The 17,422-nt window shown below is 71.1% G+C and carries 12 protein-coding genes; 3 read left to right on the top strand and 9 right to left on the bottom strand.

The genetic code is table 11. The features are described from left to right. The first annotated feature begins 562 nt into the window (after positions 1-562). Both G4D86_RS41640 and G4D86_RS41635 read left to right on the top strand, forming a co-directional pair. Positions 563-2,104: a sensor histidine kinase gene (locus G4D86_RS41640; protein ID WP_163999999.1), complete on the top strand. Its 1,542-nt coding sequence runs from the start codon at positions 563-565 to the stop codon at positions 2,102-2,104. After that, on the top strand, positions 2,101-3,432 hold the full coding sequence (locus tag G4D86_RS41635; protein WP_163999997.1) for a M16 family metallopeptidase: 1,332 nt from the start codon (positions 2,101-2,103) through the stop codon (positions 3,430-3,432). Before G4D86_RS41640 ends, G4D86_RS41635 begins: the two co-directional genes overlap by 4 nt. Here G4D86_RS41635 and G4D86_RS41630 read toward each other — a convergent pair. The 9 genes from G4D86_RS41630 to G4D86_RS41585 all read right to left on the bottom strand — a co-directional run bounded on the left by G4D86_RS41630 (position 3,413) and on the right by G4D86_RS41585 (position 15,168). After that, a complete protein-coding gene (locus tag G4D86_RS41630) occupies positions 3,413-4,663 on the bottom strand; it encodes a tetratricopeptide repeat protein (RefSeq protein WP_240360781.1) in 1,251 nt (416 codons plus the stop codon). The two genes, G4D86_RS41635 and G4D86_RS41630, sit on opposite strands and share 20 nt — an antisense overlap. A 460-nt stretch (positions 4,664-5,123) precedes the next feature. Further along, positions 5,124-5,720, bottom strand: a complete 597-nt coding sequence (locus tag G4D86_RS41620) for a DJ-1/PfpI family protein (protein WP_163999991.1) — start codon at positions 5,718-5,720, stop codon at positions 5,124-5,126. Next, positions 5,717-6,814: a GlxA family transcriptional regulator gene (locus tag G4D86_RS41615; RefSeq protein ID WP_163999989.1), complete on the bottom strand. Its 1,098-nt coding sequence runs from the start codon at positions 6,812-6,814 to the stop codon at positions 5,717-5,719. The genes G4D86_RS41620 and G4D86_RS41615 overlap by 4 nt, the downstream gene beginning before the upstream one ends. A 283-nt stretch (positions 6,815-7,097) precedes the next feature. Next, positions 7,098-7,697, bottom strand: a complete 600-nt coding sequence (locus tag G4D86_RS41610) for an RNA methyltransferase (RefSeq protein WP_163999987.1) — start codon at positions 7,695-7,697, stop codon at positions 7,098-7,100. A gap of 160 nt (positions 7,698-7,857) precedes the next feature. Next, on the bottom strand, positions 7,858-12,255 hold the full coding sequence (locus G4D86_RS41605) for a pilus assembly protein (RefSeq protein WP_163999985.1): 4,398 nt from the start codon (positions 12,253-12,255) through the stop codon (positions 7,858-7,860). Positions 12,256-12,264: 9 nt separating this feature from the next. After that, entirely contained in the window at positions 12,265-12,774 is a 510-nt protein-coding gene (locus G4D86_RS41600) for a hypothetical protein (protein ID WP_163999983.1), read from the bottom strand. After that, positions 12,774-13,967, bottom strand: coding sequence for a prepilin-type N-terminal cleavage/methylation domain-containing protein (locus G4D86_RS41595; protein ID WP_163999981.1), 1,194 nt, complete (start codon positions 13,965-13,967; stop codon positions 12,774-12,776). The genes G4D86_RS41600 and G4D86_RS41595 overlap by 1 nt, the downstream gene beginning before the upstream one ends. A gap of 11 nt (positions 13,968-13,978) precedes the next feature. Further along, complete coding sequence (locus G4D86_RS41590) at positions 13,979-14,506, bottom strand: type IV pilus modification PilV family protein (protein WP_163999980.1); 528 nt, start codon at positions 14,504-14,506, stop codon at positions 13,979-13,981. After that, positions 14,503-15,168: a pilus assembly FimT family protein gene (locus tag G4D86_RS41585; RefSeq protein ID WP_163999978.1), complete on the bottom strand. Its 666-nt coding sequence runs from the start codon at positions 15,166-15,168 to the stop codon at positions 14,503-14,505. Before G4D86_RS41585 ends, G4D86_RS41590 begins: the two co-directional genes overlap by 4 nt. A gap of 395 nt (positions 15,169-15,563) precedes the next feature. Between G4D86_RS41585 and G4D86_RS41580 the strand changes: the two genes are divergently transcribed. After that, complete coding sequence (locus G4D86_RS41580) at positions 15,564-17,411, top strand: OmpA family protein (RefSeq protein WP_163999976.1); 1,848 nt, start codon at positions 15,564-15,566, stop codon at positions 17,409-17,411. Positions 17,412-17,422: the final 11 nt, after the last annotated feature.

Genomic DNA, 17,422 nt, shown 5'->3' with positions numbered 1-17,422 from the left:
TGGGCAGCACGGGCGGCGGGTTGGGCGGGGCAGCACGGGGTTGGGCAGCAAGGCGGTACGGGGCAGTACGGGCGGCGGGTTGGGCGGGCAGCACGAGCGGTGAGTAGTACGGGCGGCGGGTTGGTCGGGGCAGCACGGGGCAGTACGGGCGGGTTGGTCGGGGCAGTACGGGCGGGTTGGGCGGAGCAGTACGGCGGTACGGGGCAGCACGGGCGGCGGGTTGGTCGGGCAGCACGGCAGCACGGCAGCACAAGGCGGCGGGCAGGTCGGGGCAGCACGCAGCACGGCAGGACAGAGCACCAAGGCAGTCTGAGCGGGTGAATTCACCCTGCTCCAGTCGGACGGCTCGGGCGTGAGGGATGGGGAAGGTGGAGCCGGTCCTCAGCGGAGGAGTGCTTTCGCGAGGACCGGTTTGCCTCAGCACCGCTCCAAGGCATTCAGCATCCAGTCATCCGCTTCGCCCAGGGGGCCCTGGACACGCGGGTGGGTCGCCCTGCCTGGGGGGCGTGGGAGCACATCGCGACTTGCGCCCGGGCTCGGGTCCGCGTAGCGATGACACCCCGTGAAGCTCTCCCTCGCCACGCGCATCTTCCTGGGTTACGCGGTGGTGCTCATCACCTTCGGGATGGTGTCGCTCTTCAGCGTGACGGAGCTGCACCGCAACCGCCTGGAGATCCGCCTCGTCAGCCAGGGCTACCTCCAGCTGTCGCAGGACGCCGCGGAGCTGGAGACCTTCCACACCACGCAGGAGAAGGACACCGAGCGGATGCTCGATGAGAGCAGCGTGGAGGCCCGGCGCGCCTACATCCGCCTCGCGCGCCTCTACTTCCCGCCCCTCATGTCCCAGCGGCTGACGGACGCCCAGGTCAAGGCACGCGAGGTGCTCGCCTTCGCCCCCGCCAGCGAGGCCCCCTTCATCCTCGGACTGGAGAACCGCTTCGGCGAAATCCACGCGCGCTACCGCGACTACGGCCGCGCCGCCGAGACCGTGTTCTCCGCGCTGTCCACCGCGTCCCCGGACCGCGAGGAAGTAGCCCGCGCCACCAAGGAATTGCGCCAGCTGGAGACCTCCATCGGCCGCGAGATTCGCGTCTTGCGCGCCGCGCTCGCCAACCGCATCCGCGAGCGCGTGGACGGCGCCGAGGAGCGCGAGCGCACCACCGGCCTGTTCATCATCGGCTTCTCACTGGCGGCCACCATCGTGGGCCTGGGCGTCATCGCCTGGTCGGCCCGCACGCTGCGCCCGGTGCGCACCCTCATCGAGGGCGTGTCCCGCATCGGCCGCGGCGACTACAACGCCCAGCTCGGCGTGCGCGGCGACGACGAGGTGGCCGTGCTCGCCCGCGAGTTCGACCAGATGGCCCGCTCGCTCCAGGCCCGCGAGGCCCAGCTCAAGGCCCAGGCCGAGGCCCTCATGCGCGCCGAGCAGCTCGCCGCCGTGGGCCGCATCTCCGCCCAGATCGTCCACGAGGTGCGCAACCCCCTCTCCTCCATCGGCCTCAACGTGGAGCTGCTCCAGGACGGCCTGGAGCGCGCCAGCTTCGCGTCGAAGGAGGACTCCACCGAGGTGAAGGAGCTGCTCTCCGCCGTCACCCACGAGGTGGACCGCCTGGCGGACGTCACCGAGCAGTACCTGCGCATGGCCCGCCCTCCCCGGCCGGATTTGGACCCGCGCGACGTCACCGCCGTGCTGGACGGCGTGCTCGACTTCACCCGCGAGGAATTGGAGCGCGCCGGGGTGGAGGTGGTGCGCGACTTCGACAAGGACACGCCCGCCGTGCTCGCGGACGAGGGCCAGCTGCGCCAGGTGTTCCTCAACCTGCTGCGCAACAGCCGCGAAGCCATGCCCGAAGGCGGCAGGCTCACCGTGGCCACCCGCCCCCTGGAGCACGACGTGGAGGTCCATGTGAGCGACACCGGCCAGGGCATGACGGAGGACGTGCGGCGTCACCTCTTCGAGCCCTTCTTCACCACCAAGGAGGGCGGCACCGGGCTGGGACTCGCGGTGAGCCAGCAGATCCTCCAGGCCCACGGGGGCTCGCTCTCCTGCCAGAGTATTCCCGGCCAGGGCACCTCCTTCGTGTTAAGGCTCCCACGCGCATGAGCTTCAATTCGTACCGGGACGAGCTGCCCTCGGGGCTGCGCGTCGTCACTGTCGAGACGCCCCACCTCCACACCGCCCTGCTCGCCATCTACGTGCGGACGGGCAGCCGCCATGAGACGCCCGCCAACAACGGCGTCAGCCACTACCTGGAGCACCTCTTCTTCCGCGGCAGCGAAGGCTGGCCGGACACGGTGAAGATGAACGCGGCCGTCGAGGAAGTCGGCGGCAACCTCAACGGCGTCACCACCCGCGACCACGGGTACTACTACACGCCCATCCACCCCGCGCACCTGCGCGTGGGCATGGACATCCTCGGTGACATGCTCACCCGCCCCCGCCTCACCGACATGGAGGTGGAGCGGCAGATCATCCTCGAGGAGATGCTCGACGAGGTGGACGAGAAGGGTCGCGACATCGACCTGGACAATCTCTCCCAGCAGCTGCTCTTCCCGAGCCACCCGCTGGCCATGAAGATTGCCGGCACCCGCGAGTCCGTCTCCGCCCTCACCCACGCCCAGGTGCTGGAGCACTTCGCGCGGCACTACGTCGCCGGCAACCTCGTCGTCACCGCCGCGGGGCGCGTCAATCGCCAGGAGGTCCTGGAGATGACCGAGCGCGCCTTCGCGCGGCTGCCGCGAGGCCCCGTCAGCACGGAGCTCGCCCCGCCCTCCACGCCGCCCGGCCCCACGCTGCACTTCGTGGCGCACGACGAGTCGCAGACGGAGTTCCGCATCAACTTCCGCACCGTGCCGGACCGGCATGACGACCAGCCCGCCCTGCAGATCATCCGGCGCCTGCTGGATGACGGGCTGTCTTCACGGCTGCCGTTCGAAATCGTGGAGCGGCGCGGGCTGGCGTACTCCGTCCACGCGTCGCTGGACACGTACCACGACGCGGGCGTGTTCGAGATTGAGGCGGCCAGCGCCCCGGAGAAGGCGGCGCAGGTGGTGGCCGAGGCCTTCCGCGTGCTGGGCGCCCTCTGCGACACCGAGGTGGGCGAAGAGGAGCTGTCGCGCGCCAAGCGGCGGCACCGCATGCTGCTGGAGTTCGCGCAGGACTCGCCGGGCGAGCTGGCCGGCTGGTTCGGCGTGAATGAGATCTTCAACGCGCCCGAGTCCTTCGGCCACCGCGCCGACCTGGTGGACGCGCAGTCCGCCGCGCGCGTGCGCGAGGTGGCCCGGCGCTACTTCAACCGTGAAAACCTCACGGTGGTGGCGGTGGGCCAGCGCAAGGGCCTGAAGGCCCTGGAGCGCGTGGTGGCGGAGGCCCCCGGGCTGCCGGCGCCGGAGGCTCCCGTGCTGGCCGCCGTCAGCGGCCTCCGCGGATGATGACGGGGCCCGTGGGGCGCTTCTTCGGCTTCGGAGCGAGCGCCACCAGGGCCTTCTGCGTGCGGAGGTACTCCTCGTTGTCGGGGCTGCGCTTCAGCGCCTCCTCGATGAGCTTCATCCCCTGGGGCACCTTCGTCTGCAGCGTCGCGTAGAGGCCGGCGAGCTGCGCCTTCTCCTCCAGTGACGCCTCGCCCAGCGTGAGCAGCCGCTCCAGGGAGAGCTGGGCGTCCGACTTCCGGTCCGCCTTCAGGTGCATCTGCGCCATGCGCGAGTGCGCGGGCGCGAAGCGGGGCTCCGCCGACAGGGCGAAGCGGTAGCTCTCCTCGGCGCCGCGGCGGTCGCCCTGGTCCTCGAACACGCGCCCGCGCACGTACAGGGCCCGCGCCATGCGGGGCCGCAGCTGCAGCGCCCGGTCCACCAGCCCCTGCGCGTCCGCGCGGCGCCCCTGCACCAGCGTGGCTTCCGCGAGCCACGCCAGGGCCTCGGCATTCTGGGGCTCGGTCTCCACCAGCTTCTTCAGGGCGACCTCGGCCTCCGCGGGGCGCCCCAGCACCAGCAGCACGCGCGCGCGCAGGGTGACGACGTCCGTGCGCGCCGACTCCGGCGCCTGCACGGCGCCCAGGTCCGCCTCCGCCATCTCCGGGAAGCCGCTGTTGAGGAAGTAGCGCGCGCGCAACAGGCGCGCGGACGTCAGCGCCGGGTCCTCCTGGAGCAGCCGGTCCATCAGGTTGGCCGCCAGCAGCTCCTCGCCCTTGATGAGGAGGACCTCGGCCTCCACGGACTTGGCCTCGGCGTCGTCCGGGCTCTCGCGGAGGATGCCCTCCAGCGTCTTGAAGGCGGCTTCAATCTGCCCCTCGCGCGCCTGGATGCGGGCGAGCCGGAGCACGTCCGCGTCCGGCAGCGAGCCCGAGTCGCGCAGGCGGACGAGGGCGGCGAGGGCGTCCTGGGTGTGGCCGTCCAGGAGGTACAGGTCGGCCAGCTCGCGCTGAATCGACGGGTCGTCCCCGACGAGGGACTTCGCCTGCTTGAGCGCCAGGATGGCGGCGCCCTCGTTGCCCGCCATCCGGTGGGCGCGGGCCATGAGCAGCAGCGGCTCGGCGCTCTCCGGCGCGGCGCTGGCGGCCCGACGCAGGGCCGAGAGGGCCTGGTTGGGCTCATTCTTGTCCAGGTACGTACGGCCCTCGGCAAGGGCCATCTGGGCCTGTTGGGCACGGTTCTGGACTGCTGCCACCTCCGGCTCCTTGCAAGCAAGCGGGAGGAGGAGCGCCAGGGTCCAGGGACGGATCGAAAAAAGCCGGGGCATCGCTGAGAGCGAGGGTACCGGATGTTATCCTCCCCCGTCGATGGACCCATTCGTTCGGCGCCTCGTGGAGAGGCTCCATGATCCCAGCAAGCCCCTGTCGAGAAATCGGCACTTCCACACGTTCGACACCCCCGAGGGGCGTCTTGCGCTGAAGGTATTCCGCCGGCTCCGTAGCCTGCGCAACGATATCCTCGCCTGTCAGGCCGAGGGCCGCCGCGCCCGAATCTCCCGCCACGTCAGTCCAGCAGGTGACTACCGCATCGAGCTGCTCATGGACCGAGTGTCCGGTCGCCGGGTGTCCATGCTCCAGGCGGCGGAGTTCGAGATGCTCGCCGCCATGCCCGGCGTCCGCGAGGCGCTGGAGATTCTCGACGTGGCGGCGTAGCGCCTAGGCCTCGGCGGCGTACGGCGGCGCGGGCTCGTACTGGATGTAGCGCTGGACCTGCCGCGCGAAGGCCGGCTCCCAGAGCTGCCCCACCAGCCACAGCGACATGTCGATGCCCGCGGACACTCCCGCCGCGGAGACGACATTGCCGTCCCGGACGTAGCGGATGCCGTCGAGCACGGTGACGTCGCCCCGGGCGCGCAGCTCCTCGATGGCGCTCCAGTGCGTCGTCATCCGGCGCCCCTTCGCGAGCCCCGCCGCGTGCAGCAGGAAGGCGCCGGTGCAGACGCTGGTGTTCCACTTCGCCTCGGCGCCCTTCGCACGGAGCCACCCGAGCATCCCCTCGTCGTGCATCTCCCGCTTGCGGCCCTCGCCTCCCGGCGCGAGGACCACGTCCAGGCGCGGGGCCTCCGCGAAGCTCGCGTGGGGGATGACGCGCAGGCCCTTGGCGCTGCGGATGGGGGTGGTGTCCTTCGCGTAGGTGCGGACGTCGATATTGAGCTCCGGACGGAGGTACGCCGCCGCGGCGAAGACCTCCCATGGGCCGGCGTAGTCGAGCTCCTCTGCTCCGTCGAACAGCACGATACCGATGCGGGTCATGGCCTGGCTCTCCTGGGTTCTGCGGCGCGGAAGCGCTCGCGGGTGGGCTTCGCGGCGCGGAAGCGCTCGCGGTATGCAGTAGGGCTGATGTGGAGGATGCGCGTGAAGGCGCGGCGCATGGACTCGGAGGTGCCGAAGCCCAGGCGCGCGGCGATGGCGTCCACGCCGTCGGCCGTTTCCTCCAGGGCCCGGCGCGCGGCGTCCACCCGCACCTGTTCCACGAAGCGGGCGGGAGGACAGCCGACCTCGGCGGTGAAGGCGCGGCGGAAGTGGCGCTCGCTCATGGCGGCGCGGCGCGCCAGCGCGGGGATGCGCAGGTCGTCACCGGGGTGGTCCACCATCCACGCCTGCAAGTCTCTTAGCGGCTCGCGCTCGGCCGTCTGCGCGGAGAGCTGCGCGCTGAACTGCGACTGGCCCCCGGGCCGGCGGAGGAAGAGCACCAGCTCGCGCGCCACCGCCATCGCCACGTCGCGGCCGCAGTCCTCCTCCACCAGGGCCAGCGCCAGGTCCATGCCCGCGGTGACTCCGGCGGACGTGTAGACGTGGCCGTCCCGGATGAAGATGGGGTCCTCCTCCACGGTGACTTCCGGGTAGCGCTGCGCGAGCTGCTCGCACTCGCTCCAGTGGGTGACGGCGCGCCGTCCGTCGAGCAGCCCCGCCGCGGCGAGCACGAAAGCGCCGGTGCAGACGGAGGCGAGCCGGCGCACGCGCGGGGCCTGCGCCTGGACCCAGGAGAGGACGCGCGGGTCCTCCACTACGTGCCGCACGCCCCGGCCTCCCGCGATGAGCAGCGTGTCGAAGGTGCCGCCGCGCTTTGGGCCTGAGCGCCCGCGCGGGAGCACCGCGTCCGCGACGAGGCGCAGGCCCGAGGAAGAGCGCAGCACGGGGCCATGGGCGCTGAGGAGATTCAGCGCATACCGGTCCTCCGTCGCACCGTATTGCTCCCGGAGCAGGCGCGAGGCGCGGCCGAAGACCTCCAGCGGGCCGGTGACGTCGAGGACCTGCGCGTCGTCGAAGGCGAGCAGCGCGATGCGCAGCGGAAGTCCCCGGGGACCGGAGGGCGCTGGCCTTGGGCGTAGGGAAGCTCGCTTCATGGGAGGCACCTTGCGCCCCTTCACGTCCTGGCCGCAAGGACACAGAGCCCACGCTTTCGGCCATTCCTCAGTGCAGGCCAATGTTGCGCGGAAGGCTCAGTCGTCTTCGCCACGCGCCTTCCGGCACCGTGCGGGAGCTACCTCACGTCGCTCAGAGCACCCACGGACCGAGGCGCGCCGTCGCCTCCCGCACCGTGCGGGAGCTACCTCACGTCGCTCAGAGCACCCACGGACCGAGGCGCGCCGTCGCCTCCCGCACCGCGCGGGCGCTATCCCGCGTCGCTCAGAACACCCACGGGCCCAGGCCGGTGGGCGCTCCGCCACACGCCTCCCGCAGCCGGGCGAGCGCGTCCTCGTAGGACAGCGTCATCGCCTCGTCCCGCAGCCCCGGAGAGGCCCACGTCCGCCACGAGCGCAGCACCGCGACGTGGTGTCCGTCCTCCTCCTGCGCCTCGGAGAAGTGGACGAGGAGCCGCTCCTGCAGCGTCTGTCGGGCCTTCGTCCACGGCCCTTCCTTGTCCAGCCGGACCTCCCTGTCCCGCTCGACGGCGGTCAGCAGCTCGCGGGCCTCGGTGGAGAGTCCCGCCAGCGACGCGCGGCGGCGCGTGGGCTCCATGGCGACGCGGTACACGGAGGGCCACAGCGTGCGGTCCACGAAGGCCACCTTCCCCTCCACCAGCCGCACCGCGAGCACGTCCGGCGAGGCCCGCAGCATCCGCCCCAGCCGGTACGCGAGCCGCCCCTTGGAGTGCTCGCGCCAGCTCCCGGAGGGTCGCCCTCCCAGCACCTTCTCCACGAGCGAGGCGGGCCCATGCGTGGGCACCTCGGTGATGACGTGGTGCGTGTGCACCAACTCCACCGCGTCGTTCAGCGTCCGGATCAACCGTCCTCCTTCGCCGGCGCGCCGTGGATGCCGGCCTGCCGGAAAGAAAGATGGTCATCCCTCGCGAACGGTGACACGGGCGCCAGCTCGTCAGGCCGCCCGGGACACGCCCTGCCGACGCCAGACGAGCCCCGAGGCGCTCGGCCTCAGGGCCGTGGCCCTACTCGCAGCGCCCCTCCGTTCCGTCCGCGTTCGTCGCATGGCGGCACGCGTGCAGGGCCGGAGGCACGTCCAGCGAGTAGATGAGCTGGACGACGTCCTGACTGCTCTGGACGTTGACACTCTGGGCCTGCGAGGCGCCCGGGTCGAACGAGTCGAGGCTGTAGCGAATCTGCCCCGATGCGTTGATGCTGACCTTGGGCGTCGGCTCGGCGGGGGGCGTCAGCACGGTGCGGTTGAGCGAGCGGACATAGGTGCCATCCGCCTGCTTGAACGAGTCCGCGCAGTCCGCCGCGCCGGTGAAGATGTTCGCCTGGTAGATGCGCGCCTGGTTCGTCCCGCCCACCGAGCACGCCGAGTTCGCGTTGGGCATGAACTCCAGCGAGTTCCACAGCACACAGCTCGCGAGCACGCCCGAGCCGCTCGCGGTGCGCTCCGACATCGCCCCGTATTCGAGCCGCCAGCCCTCCGAGTTGGGCGCGGCCGTGCCTCCATCCGTCACGTCCACCAGTCGCGCCTCGCGCAGCCGGTTGCTGTCGAACGACACCGCGCCGGTGTCGTCCGAGAACTCGCGCAGCACCGTGCCGCCGTCCGACTGGGGGATGGACTTCCCGTAGGACCAGAAGCCGTAGTACCGGTTCTTGTTCACCCCCGAGCCGGTGAACGTCCCCACCGTGGCCGTGTCGAACACCCCGCCGCTCTCGGACGCCATGTCCTCCGTGCAGCCGTAGCCTCCGTCCAGGTTGGCGCACGTCACGCTCTTGCTCTTCAGCACGCGCGCCGTGGAGAGGCCCGCGCAGTTGTTGAGCGTGTCCACCTGCGTGCCCGTGAAGGAGCCGCACGTGGAGCCCGCGCCCGACGCCGTCGTCTCGGAGACCGCGGTCACCTTGCCGCCCGACAGCGAAGTCCCGGTGGTGTACGTGCGGCTCCCCGTGTCGAGCGTGAGCGTGCTCTGCCACGTGCACGCGTACTTGCCGCAGGCATAGGCGTTGTCCACCTTGCACTCCCCGGCATTGGTGTCGCGGACGTTGTAGCGGTCGCCGGTGCCGAGGAAGGTGCGCAGCTGGCCCGTCATCGGGTCGATGCTGTTGGAGGGCAGGAAGAAGAACGGGTTGCGCTCGCGCAGGTCGAGGTCGGCGCTGCCGCCCTGCTCGAAGCTGCGCGCCATGCGCCAGTTGTCCATCAGCCCGTCGCCGTCGGTGTCCTGGCCCGGCTCCTGGAAGCGCAGCACGTGCACCTGTCCGCCCGTGTCCGCGATGATGCCCGTGTCGAAGAAGCCGTCCTGGTTGCTGCCCTGCCCGCCGTAGTCGATGAGCCCGATGGGCGCGGCGACGGGGAACTTCAGCGACTGCGAGACGCTCCGCGCCGGGTCGTACTGGCGCTTGAAGAGCAACGAGCCGGACCAGACGTCGAGCACGTAGACGCCCCGGCCCTTGTTGAGGTTCGGGTCATACCCGCCCTGGAGGAACACCGACCAGCGCTCCTCGGTGGGCACGGCCACCGTCGACGGGGGGACGACGCGGGGCACGCCGCCCGTGTCCTTGCGCAGCAGCACCGGGCCAATGGGCGGCGCCTTCGGGCTCAGGCTCATCCACGTCTCGCCCACCTCCGCCGCCTCCGGCGAGCACGGCTGCGGGAAGAGCCAGCGGAACCGGGGCTCTCGCGGGTCCGTCACGTCCAGCGCGAAGTAGTGGTTGCCGCCGCGGCGCTCGCTGAAGACGGCCATGGTGTGGAACTCGTCCGCGTCCTTCTGGTCCGGGTTGGCGGAAGAGTCCGCCCAGATGTCCCGGACCATGATGTCGCCGTCCACGAAGTAGTGGTGGCGGCCCTCGATGTTCATCCGGAACTTCAGCTTCGCCAGCTGGTCCGGCGGGACGAAGGCCCACAGCTCCTCGCCCGTGCCCACGTCGTGCGTCTCCGGGAAGCGCTGCGCGGCCGAGGGCGCCGGCACGGACGCCAGCGGGCTGCCCGCCAGGAACGCGTGCACCATGCCGTCGTTGGCGCCCACCAGGACGATGCGCTCGCGCGACAGGCCGTCCTGCCGGTACTTCTCGTAGGCATCCACCGGCCCGCCGCCGGTGGGGTAGCTGGTCATCGGCGTGGCGCCCACGGGCAGCTGCTTGACGTAGAGCGTGTTGACGCACTGGGTGTGGAGCCCCAGGTCGCAGAGGAAGGGCTCCACCGGGTTGGACACCAGCGTGGGCGAGGAGTGGAAGACGTCGCCGAGCAGCCACTCCCGGTCGTCGTTCCGGTCCAGGTCGCCGTCCTCGTCCAGCACGTCCTTGCCGCGCACGTACCGGATGACCAGCCGCGCGCAGGCCGTCCGGGTGAGCGAGCTCAGCCCCAGCGACGTCTGCAGGATGCTGCACACGGGCGAGCCGTCCAGCGCGAGGTATGGCAGCAGCCGGTCCGCGTTGGCCTCGGTGAACTCGATGCGCGCATCCCCGGAGTCGAGCTTCCCGTCCGGCCCCCCGGCGCCGTTGCTCGCGGCGGTGTCGATGACGGTGTAGATGCGCCGGTTGTCGGCGCCCTTCTGCACCAGCTTCTCGCCCGCCTCCCAGTGCGGCGTGGCCCGCTCCGTGGAGCCCTTGCGCCGGAAGACGCCGTCGTCGTCCTCGATGACGATGTTGTTGTTCACGTCGGTGATGAACACGTCGTCCAGGTCGTCCGGGTCCTCCTCGCTGGCGTTCTTGTTGGAGCCCTCGACGAACTCGCTGAAGAGGTTCCACCGGTAGAGGAAGCCGCGCCAGTCGCCGGTGCGGTTGGGGCGGAAGCGCGGGACGATGCCGGTGCCGCCCGAGTTCACCTGGAACGAGGACACGGCCGCGCTCGCGAAGGAGGTGGCCCGGCGCGACATCTGGGTGAGCATGGAGTCCAGGCCGCTCTCCAGCTTCCCGTAGTCGTCCGCGAGGTAGAAGTCGCCGCCGCCCTCCTCCGCCACCTTGCGGAGGATGTTCATGCGCTGCGCGCTGTTGCTCCCCACGCCGACGACGTACGTCTGGACGGAGTTCTGGCCCGGGAAGGAGGACGCGACGCTCAGGTCCGTGCGGTCGAGGAAGCCCGCCACGTCATCCGCCAGGTCCGAGGGGCAGGTGCCCGCCGGCGTCAGGGGCGCGCCTCCGGAGAGCACCACCGAGCGGCCCGCGGGGATGTAGTCATCACCGTCTCCCTCCACGTGCGTGACGCCCAGGACGTCGAGGCAGTTCAGGCTCGGCGGCTGCGTGCACGGGCTCGGCGGCGCGAGCACGCCGGAGGCGTTGAGCCGAGGCGTGCAGTAGGGAATGGCATCGTCGCCGCGGCCGTCCGACATCAGGGCCACGAAGTGCTTGTCGCAGTCGCGGCAGAGGTTCCCCTTGTCGTTCATCTTCTCGACGTTGCGGTCGTAGAAGAGCGGGCTGGCCCCGCCGAACCACCGTCCCGAGTCGGCGTGGAACTCGCCCATGTTGAAGAGCACCTCGGAGATGGGATTGCTGTCGAGGGTGAAGGGGACGGAGTCGACGCCGTTGGAGAAGGAGTTGGTGGGCGTGCCGCTGCCGCCGCACGAGGGGCGGAAGGCCTCGCGGATGGCGGCGCCGTGGTCGTCCGTGTTGCTGACGACGGAGATGCGGAAGCGGGAGATGCGCGGGTCGCCCATGAGCCGCTTGAGCGCCAGCCGCAGCATCACGTAGCGCGGCGGGTGGAAGTTGAGCCAGTTCCCGGAGAACACGCCGGCCTGCGTGTTCGTCAGCAGGCTGCGCCCGAGGTCCGGCGCGGTGGGCAGGTTGGGATTGAGGTAGTAGCCGCGGGTGGCGAGGCACGTCACGCACTCGGTCTGCTGCGCCGCCGACAGGCCGGAGAGTCCCGAGCAGGCATTCGTCGTGCTGTTCGACGGCGCCGGCGAGGCGCCGCGGCTCGTCCAGGTCAGGAACCGGTAGTAGTTCGCGGCGAGGAAGAGCTGGTCCACCGCGTTCGTGTTGACGGTGCCGGGCGAGTACGTGACTTCCGGGCGCGGGTAGCCGCGCGCCGCCTGGTACTTCCCCGAGAGCGCCGTGGCCCGCGGGTAGAAGTAGTTGAGGTTGTTGAGGTACGCGTTGTTGCAGCCGGTGGCGGAGGGGTCATCCGGGGACTGGCCATCCGCGCTGCCCTGGATGCGAATCTCGTACAGGGACAGCGGGAACTCGAGCATCCGCCGCCGGTTCATCAGCACGAAGGCGATGGTGGCATCGCCTCCCGCGGCCTGCCGGAAGAAGGTGTTGTCCTCGCCGGTGGGCGGGTTGAGGTACGCGCTGAGCGCGCTCGAGGCCGTCAGGCAGCACGAGGCGTCCCCGCTGGCCTGCGCATGCGTGGCCGCCAGCAGTGCCCCGGCCAGGGCCACCACCACCGCCCACGCCACGACACGTGACTTGTTCTCTCGCGACACGGGCGTCTCCTAGATTCCGAAGCGGACCAGCATCTCCATCTCGTGCTGCCGGCCTCCCCGGCTCTGGCACTGGACGGCGATGCGGTAGTACTGGCCGCCGAGCACCGCGGGGCCGACGAGGTTCGTCACGTCACGCGCCTGCCGGCCGGTGGACCCCACGCCGCGCAGCACCACCTGCACCGGCTCCACCGTCACCGCCGCGCCACCGTCCGTCGCGGCAGCGGACGTGGCCAGGTGCCCCGTGCCGTAGGTGGAGCGCGTGGAAGCAACCGGCGAGTCCGGGAGCTGCTCGGAGAAGCGGATCTCCGTGGGCCGGATGCCCACGGTGCGCAGCCGGGACAGGAGGTTGGCGCGGGCCGTCTCGGCGCAGGCGCGTACCTCCTGCTCCTGGGTGAAGGCGTGCGCCGCTTCGCGCTCGCGCCCGGTGAACTGGATGCCCAGCACCGCGAGCACCGCGAGGATGGTCATGACGATGAGGACGAGCAGCAGCGCGGAGCCTCGGAGCAACCGGGAGTGCATCAGCTTCCTCCTCCCGACGTCACCTGCACGGGGGCGAACTCGGAGCGGGACAACATGTTGCGGATGGCCACCTGGGTGGTGATGACGCTGCGGTAGAAGGCGTCGGGGACGGTGCCCGCAGGCCGGTTCTCCACCGCGGGCCGCACGCCGCGCCGACCTACCGGACGCGTGGAGCGGATGACGAGCGTGAGGCGCACGCCGCGGAGGTTGGCCGGGTGCCCGCTGAAGCGCTTGCCGTCCAGGTACGCGTCGGTGAAGGCGGGCGCGGTGTCCCCCGGGCGCGGCTGCTCGGCGGCCGAGTCACCGAAAATCCAGTTCGCGTCCGCGTCGGGCGCTGCCACCGGCGGCGTGGGGGCCGAGGCACCCTCCGGGCGGTTCATCATCCACGCCACCTGGAAGTCCTCCACGTCCGCGGCCAGCGGCGTGACGTTCTGCAGCTCCGCGGCGGTGAGCACCCGGGCGCCGTCCCACGGCGTCGCGTCGCTCGGTTCGGGGAAGCGGTCCGTGGTGGTGTTGAAGCCGCCACGGCTGCCGGGCACCACCTCCAGGCCCTGGTCCAGCATCAGATAGGAGCGGACCCGGCCGCCCTCGTTCACGTCCGCGACGAAGAAGCGGTAGCGGTCCACCTTGAGGACGTACGGCGGGTCCGAGCAGGCGGGCACCTGCTGCCGGGGGAAGGCGCCCGACGCGCTGAACAGCGACACCGTGGAGGCCCCCGTCATGCCGCTCACGGTGACGTACGCGCTGCCGCTGCCGGTGGGGCAGATGAGGAGCAGCACCTGCCCGGGGCTGAAGGGCCGCGTGAGCGGCGCGTCCAGGGTGAGGCTGGTGGCGTTCGTCGTCGTGGCCCGGCGGTTGAAGCCCGGCGCGCGGGCGAAGAAGACCAGCTCGTCCGGCCCGGTGCTGGAGTCGCGGAGGATGACGCTGCCCGTCTTGCCGAAGTCGAAGGCGAAGCGCGGGTCCACGCCGAAGCCGGCCATCCGCAGGCGGCGCTCGATGAAGGACACGCTGGTGCGGTTGGCGGCCACCACCTCGCGCATGCGGGTGCTCAAGTCGTACGCCCGCGTCTGGTGGATGACCACCGCCACCACCGCGCCCGCGAGCAGGGAGACGACCACCAGCGTCACCAGCAGCTCGACGAGGGTGAAGCCGCGGGCCACGGAGGCCCGGATGCGAGGAGCCAGGGAGCGCATCCGCTCGCGCCTCACAGCCCCGGCACCGGCGCGTTGTTGCCGGCCGGGTCGTAGACCATCGTGTGGAGCACCACCTGGCGCCACCGGCCACCTTCGGGCCAGGACACCACCGCGCTCACCAGCAGGCCCAGCTGCGTCGCGCCGTCGCGCAGGGGGCGCAGCGCGACGTGGCGCCGGAAGCTGGTGGAGTCGAGCACGCGGGTGCGACTGGTCGCCGTCGTCTCGGCCGCGGTCGCCATGTCCAGCTCGTACGCGCTCCAGTCCGGCTCCAGCGAGGAGGCGCCGCTCTCCAGCACCCGGGTGTCGTTGCCGGTGTCGTTGGCGAGGCGCGCGTCGGTGTAGTTCCACCGGGACACGGTGTCCGCCATGTCTCGCGCGAGCGCCGTGGCCTGGTTCTGCTTCACCGCGTACGCGTTCTGCTGGAAGGAGACGAGGTCCGCGGACAGCAGGCCGAGCATGCCGAACAGCAGCGCGGCCGTGGCCACCATGGCCTCGATGAGGGACGTGCCTCGGTGGAAGGCGTGGGTTGCACGTCTCACGGCCGGGTCACCCGCGCGAAGCCGGTGGCGGGCGCGACGGCGAGCGCGCCCCGCGCGGCGTCGCTCGACAGCGTCACCACGCCGGCGTTGAGGTTGGCCACGGGGGCGCCGGTGCCGTCCACGAGGCGCACCTCGCCATTGGCCTGGTAGATGATGGCGCCGCGGAAGCCGCCCGGGCCGTTCGAGCAGAAGTTGCAGGTGGCCGCGGCGCCGGAGAACGGCGCGTTGAGGGTGAAGCCCTCGCCCGGCTTGAGCGCCAGCTGGACACGGCCCCGGAAGGGCTCGCCGCCGTACCAGGTCTGCGACAGCACCTCGTCACCCGGCTCCGGCGCGGTGGTGAGGTGGCCCTGGGCGTCGAAGGACAGCGAGCCGAAGGCGAGGTCCCGGTCCAGGTCCTCGTAGACGAGGATGCCGCCGCGCGCGCGGGTGGTGGTGCCCGCGCTCGTGGGCAGGAAGACGACCCACACGTCCCCTCCTCGCGACTGCGCCCGGGCCTGTGCCTGCGCGAGCGTCGACGACAGGTCGTCCAGCGCGCCCATCACATCCATCCGGGGCTGCATCCGCGACAGCGTGGTGACGGAAATGCCCGCGAGGATGCCGATGATGGCGACCACCACCATGACCTCCAGCAGCGTGAACCCCGACGCGCGTTGCCGGCCCATCGTCTCCTCCTCGCAGAAAGAAGCGCCGCATCGGGGGGACCCTCCGGACCGTTCGAATGGCCACAGGCCCGGGCAAGAAATTGCTGCAAACTCAAACGATGAGAGGGGCGCCGGGGTCGTTTTCACCCACCCTTCGGGACGCGGAGTCCTGGCCCGTGGCGGCCCGCAGCGACTCCTGGTGACGGGGAAGGACGCGGGGCTGACACGTCAAGGCGCGTTGGGGCGTCGCACCGCCGGGCCTTTGACACGTCAGGAATCGCCGCTCCGCGCGGCGCTCCCCTCGGAAGGTATCGCCATGGGGCCATGGCTCAGTGCGTGCACAGGGGCCGCGAACCCCATAAGCAGCCCGAGGGACGCGTGCACCAGAGGGGGGCACGCGGAAAGTGGAGGAAGCCTTGTTTCTACGTAGAAATCATTTGTGGCTCGGGGGACTGGCGGTCCTCTGGGCATCCAGTGTCCAGGCCCAGTCGCAGCGCATCCCCGGCATCGAGCTGGAGCGGCTGCAGCTCAACCCCGCGGCAAAGGACAGCCTCGTGCTGTCCACCGGCGACCTGCTGGACAAGGGCCAGTATCGCCTCGCCTTCACCGCGCACTACGAGAACGAGCCGCTGGTGCTCCTCGAGCGCGACGAGCAGCAGGGCGTCATCGTCAGCAACCGCGTGACGGTGCACCTGAGCGGCGCGTATGCCGTCACCGACTGGCTCGAATTGGGCGCGCAGGTGCCCATCGTCACCCAGTGGGGCCCGGACACCTCGGTGCTCGGTGTGACGACGCCGGAGACGGCGGGGCTCGGCACCCCCTGGCTGCAGGGCCGTGCGGGCATCCTCTCCGAGGCGGATGAGGGGCCGATGGACCTCGCCGTGCACCTGGGCGTGGCGCTGCCCGTGGGCAACACCGAAGTGCTCACCAAGGACGAGGGCTTCGTCTTCACGCCGCGCCTGGGCCTGGGCAAGCAGCTGGGCGGCACCTGGCGCGTGGGCGCGGACGTGGGCGCGCTGGTGCGCACCAAGACGTACGCACTGTCCCCCGCGACGCAGCCGCTGCGCGACGAGATGGGCGTGGAGATGAACGGCGGCGTCAACCTCTCCGCCGGCCTCTTCGGCCTCAAGGAGGAGTTGGTGGTGCGCGGCACCCTGCCGTTCGCGGACGCGCCGGAGTCCATGGAGGTGCTGCTCGGCCTGCGTGCGCCCACCGGCCACGGCTCCGAGGTGTACGTCATGGGCGGCCCCGGCTTCGGCCAGACGCCCGGCACCCCGAACTTCCGCGTGCTCGCGGGCATCACCTTCGGCCCGGAGTCCGGCAGCGCGGCCCGCTGTGTGGAGGGCCAGCCGTACGAGGTGGCGCAGTGTCCCGACCTCGACGTGGACGGTGACGGCGTGAAGAACGTCGCGGACCGCTGCCCCGCGTCCAAGGGCCTCGCCCAGCTGGACGGCTGCGCGGATGGCGACGACGACCAGGACGGCATCCTCAACCTGGCCGACCGCTGCGCCTCCCAGGCGGAGAACACGAACGGCTTCGAGGACGCCGACGGCTGCCCGGATGACCCGGACACCGACAAGGACGGCATCGCCGACTCCAAGGACTCCTGCCCGCGCGAGGCGGAGGACGCGGACGGCTTCGAGGACGCCAACGGCTGCCCGGACCCAGACAATGACGCGGACGGCCTCGCCGACGCGCGCGACGCCTGCATCAACGAGGCGGGCCCGAAGGAGAACCGCGGCTGCCCGGACAAGGACCGCGACAGCGACGGCCTCGTGGACCGGCTGGACAACTGCCCCGACGAGCCGGGCACCGAGAAGAACCACGGCTGCAAGAGCAAGCAGCTGGCGCAGATTGGCGAGGGCCAGATTCGCGTCCTGGAGACGGTCTACTTCGAGAACAACAAGGACCTCATCAGCCCGCGCAGCTTCAAGCTGCTCGACACGGTGGCCAGCATCCTCGCCACGCATCCTGAAATCGAGAAGATGCGCATCGAGGGCCACACCGACAACACCGGCAGCCCCGAGTACAACCGCGACCTGTCCCAGCGTCGCGCGGAGGCGGTGGCGCAGTACCTGGTGGGCAAGTCGGTGGCGCGCGAGCGCCTGGAGCCGAAGGGCTTCGGCCCCGAGAAGCCCCTCGCGGACAACAAGACCAAGGAAGGCCGCGCGAAGAACCGCCGCGTGGAGTTCCACATTGTCGGTGACGCCGTCGGCGTGACGACGCAGCAGGGCAACCCCACCGCCGACACCATCGAGAAGTGAGGCCAGATTCC

Origin of the sequence: Pyxidicoccus caerfyrddinensis (genome assembly GCF_010894405.1) — a bacterium.
Classification (GTDB): Bacteria; Myxococcota; Myxococcia; order Myxococcales; family Myxococcaceae; genus Myxococcus; species Myxococcus caerfyrddinensis.
The sequence above is the reverse complement of the archived record's forward strand: the minus strand, read 5'-3'. Positions and strand labels throughout refer to the sequence as shown.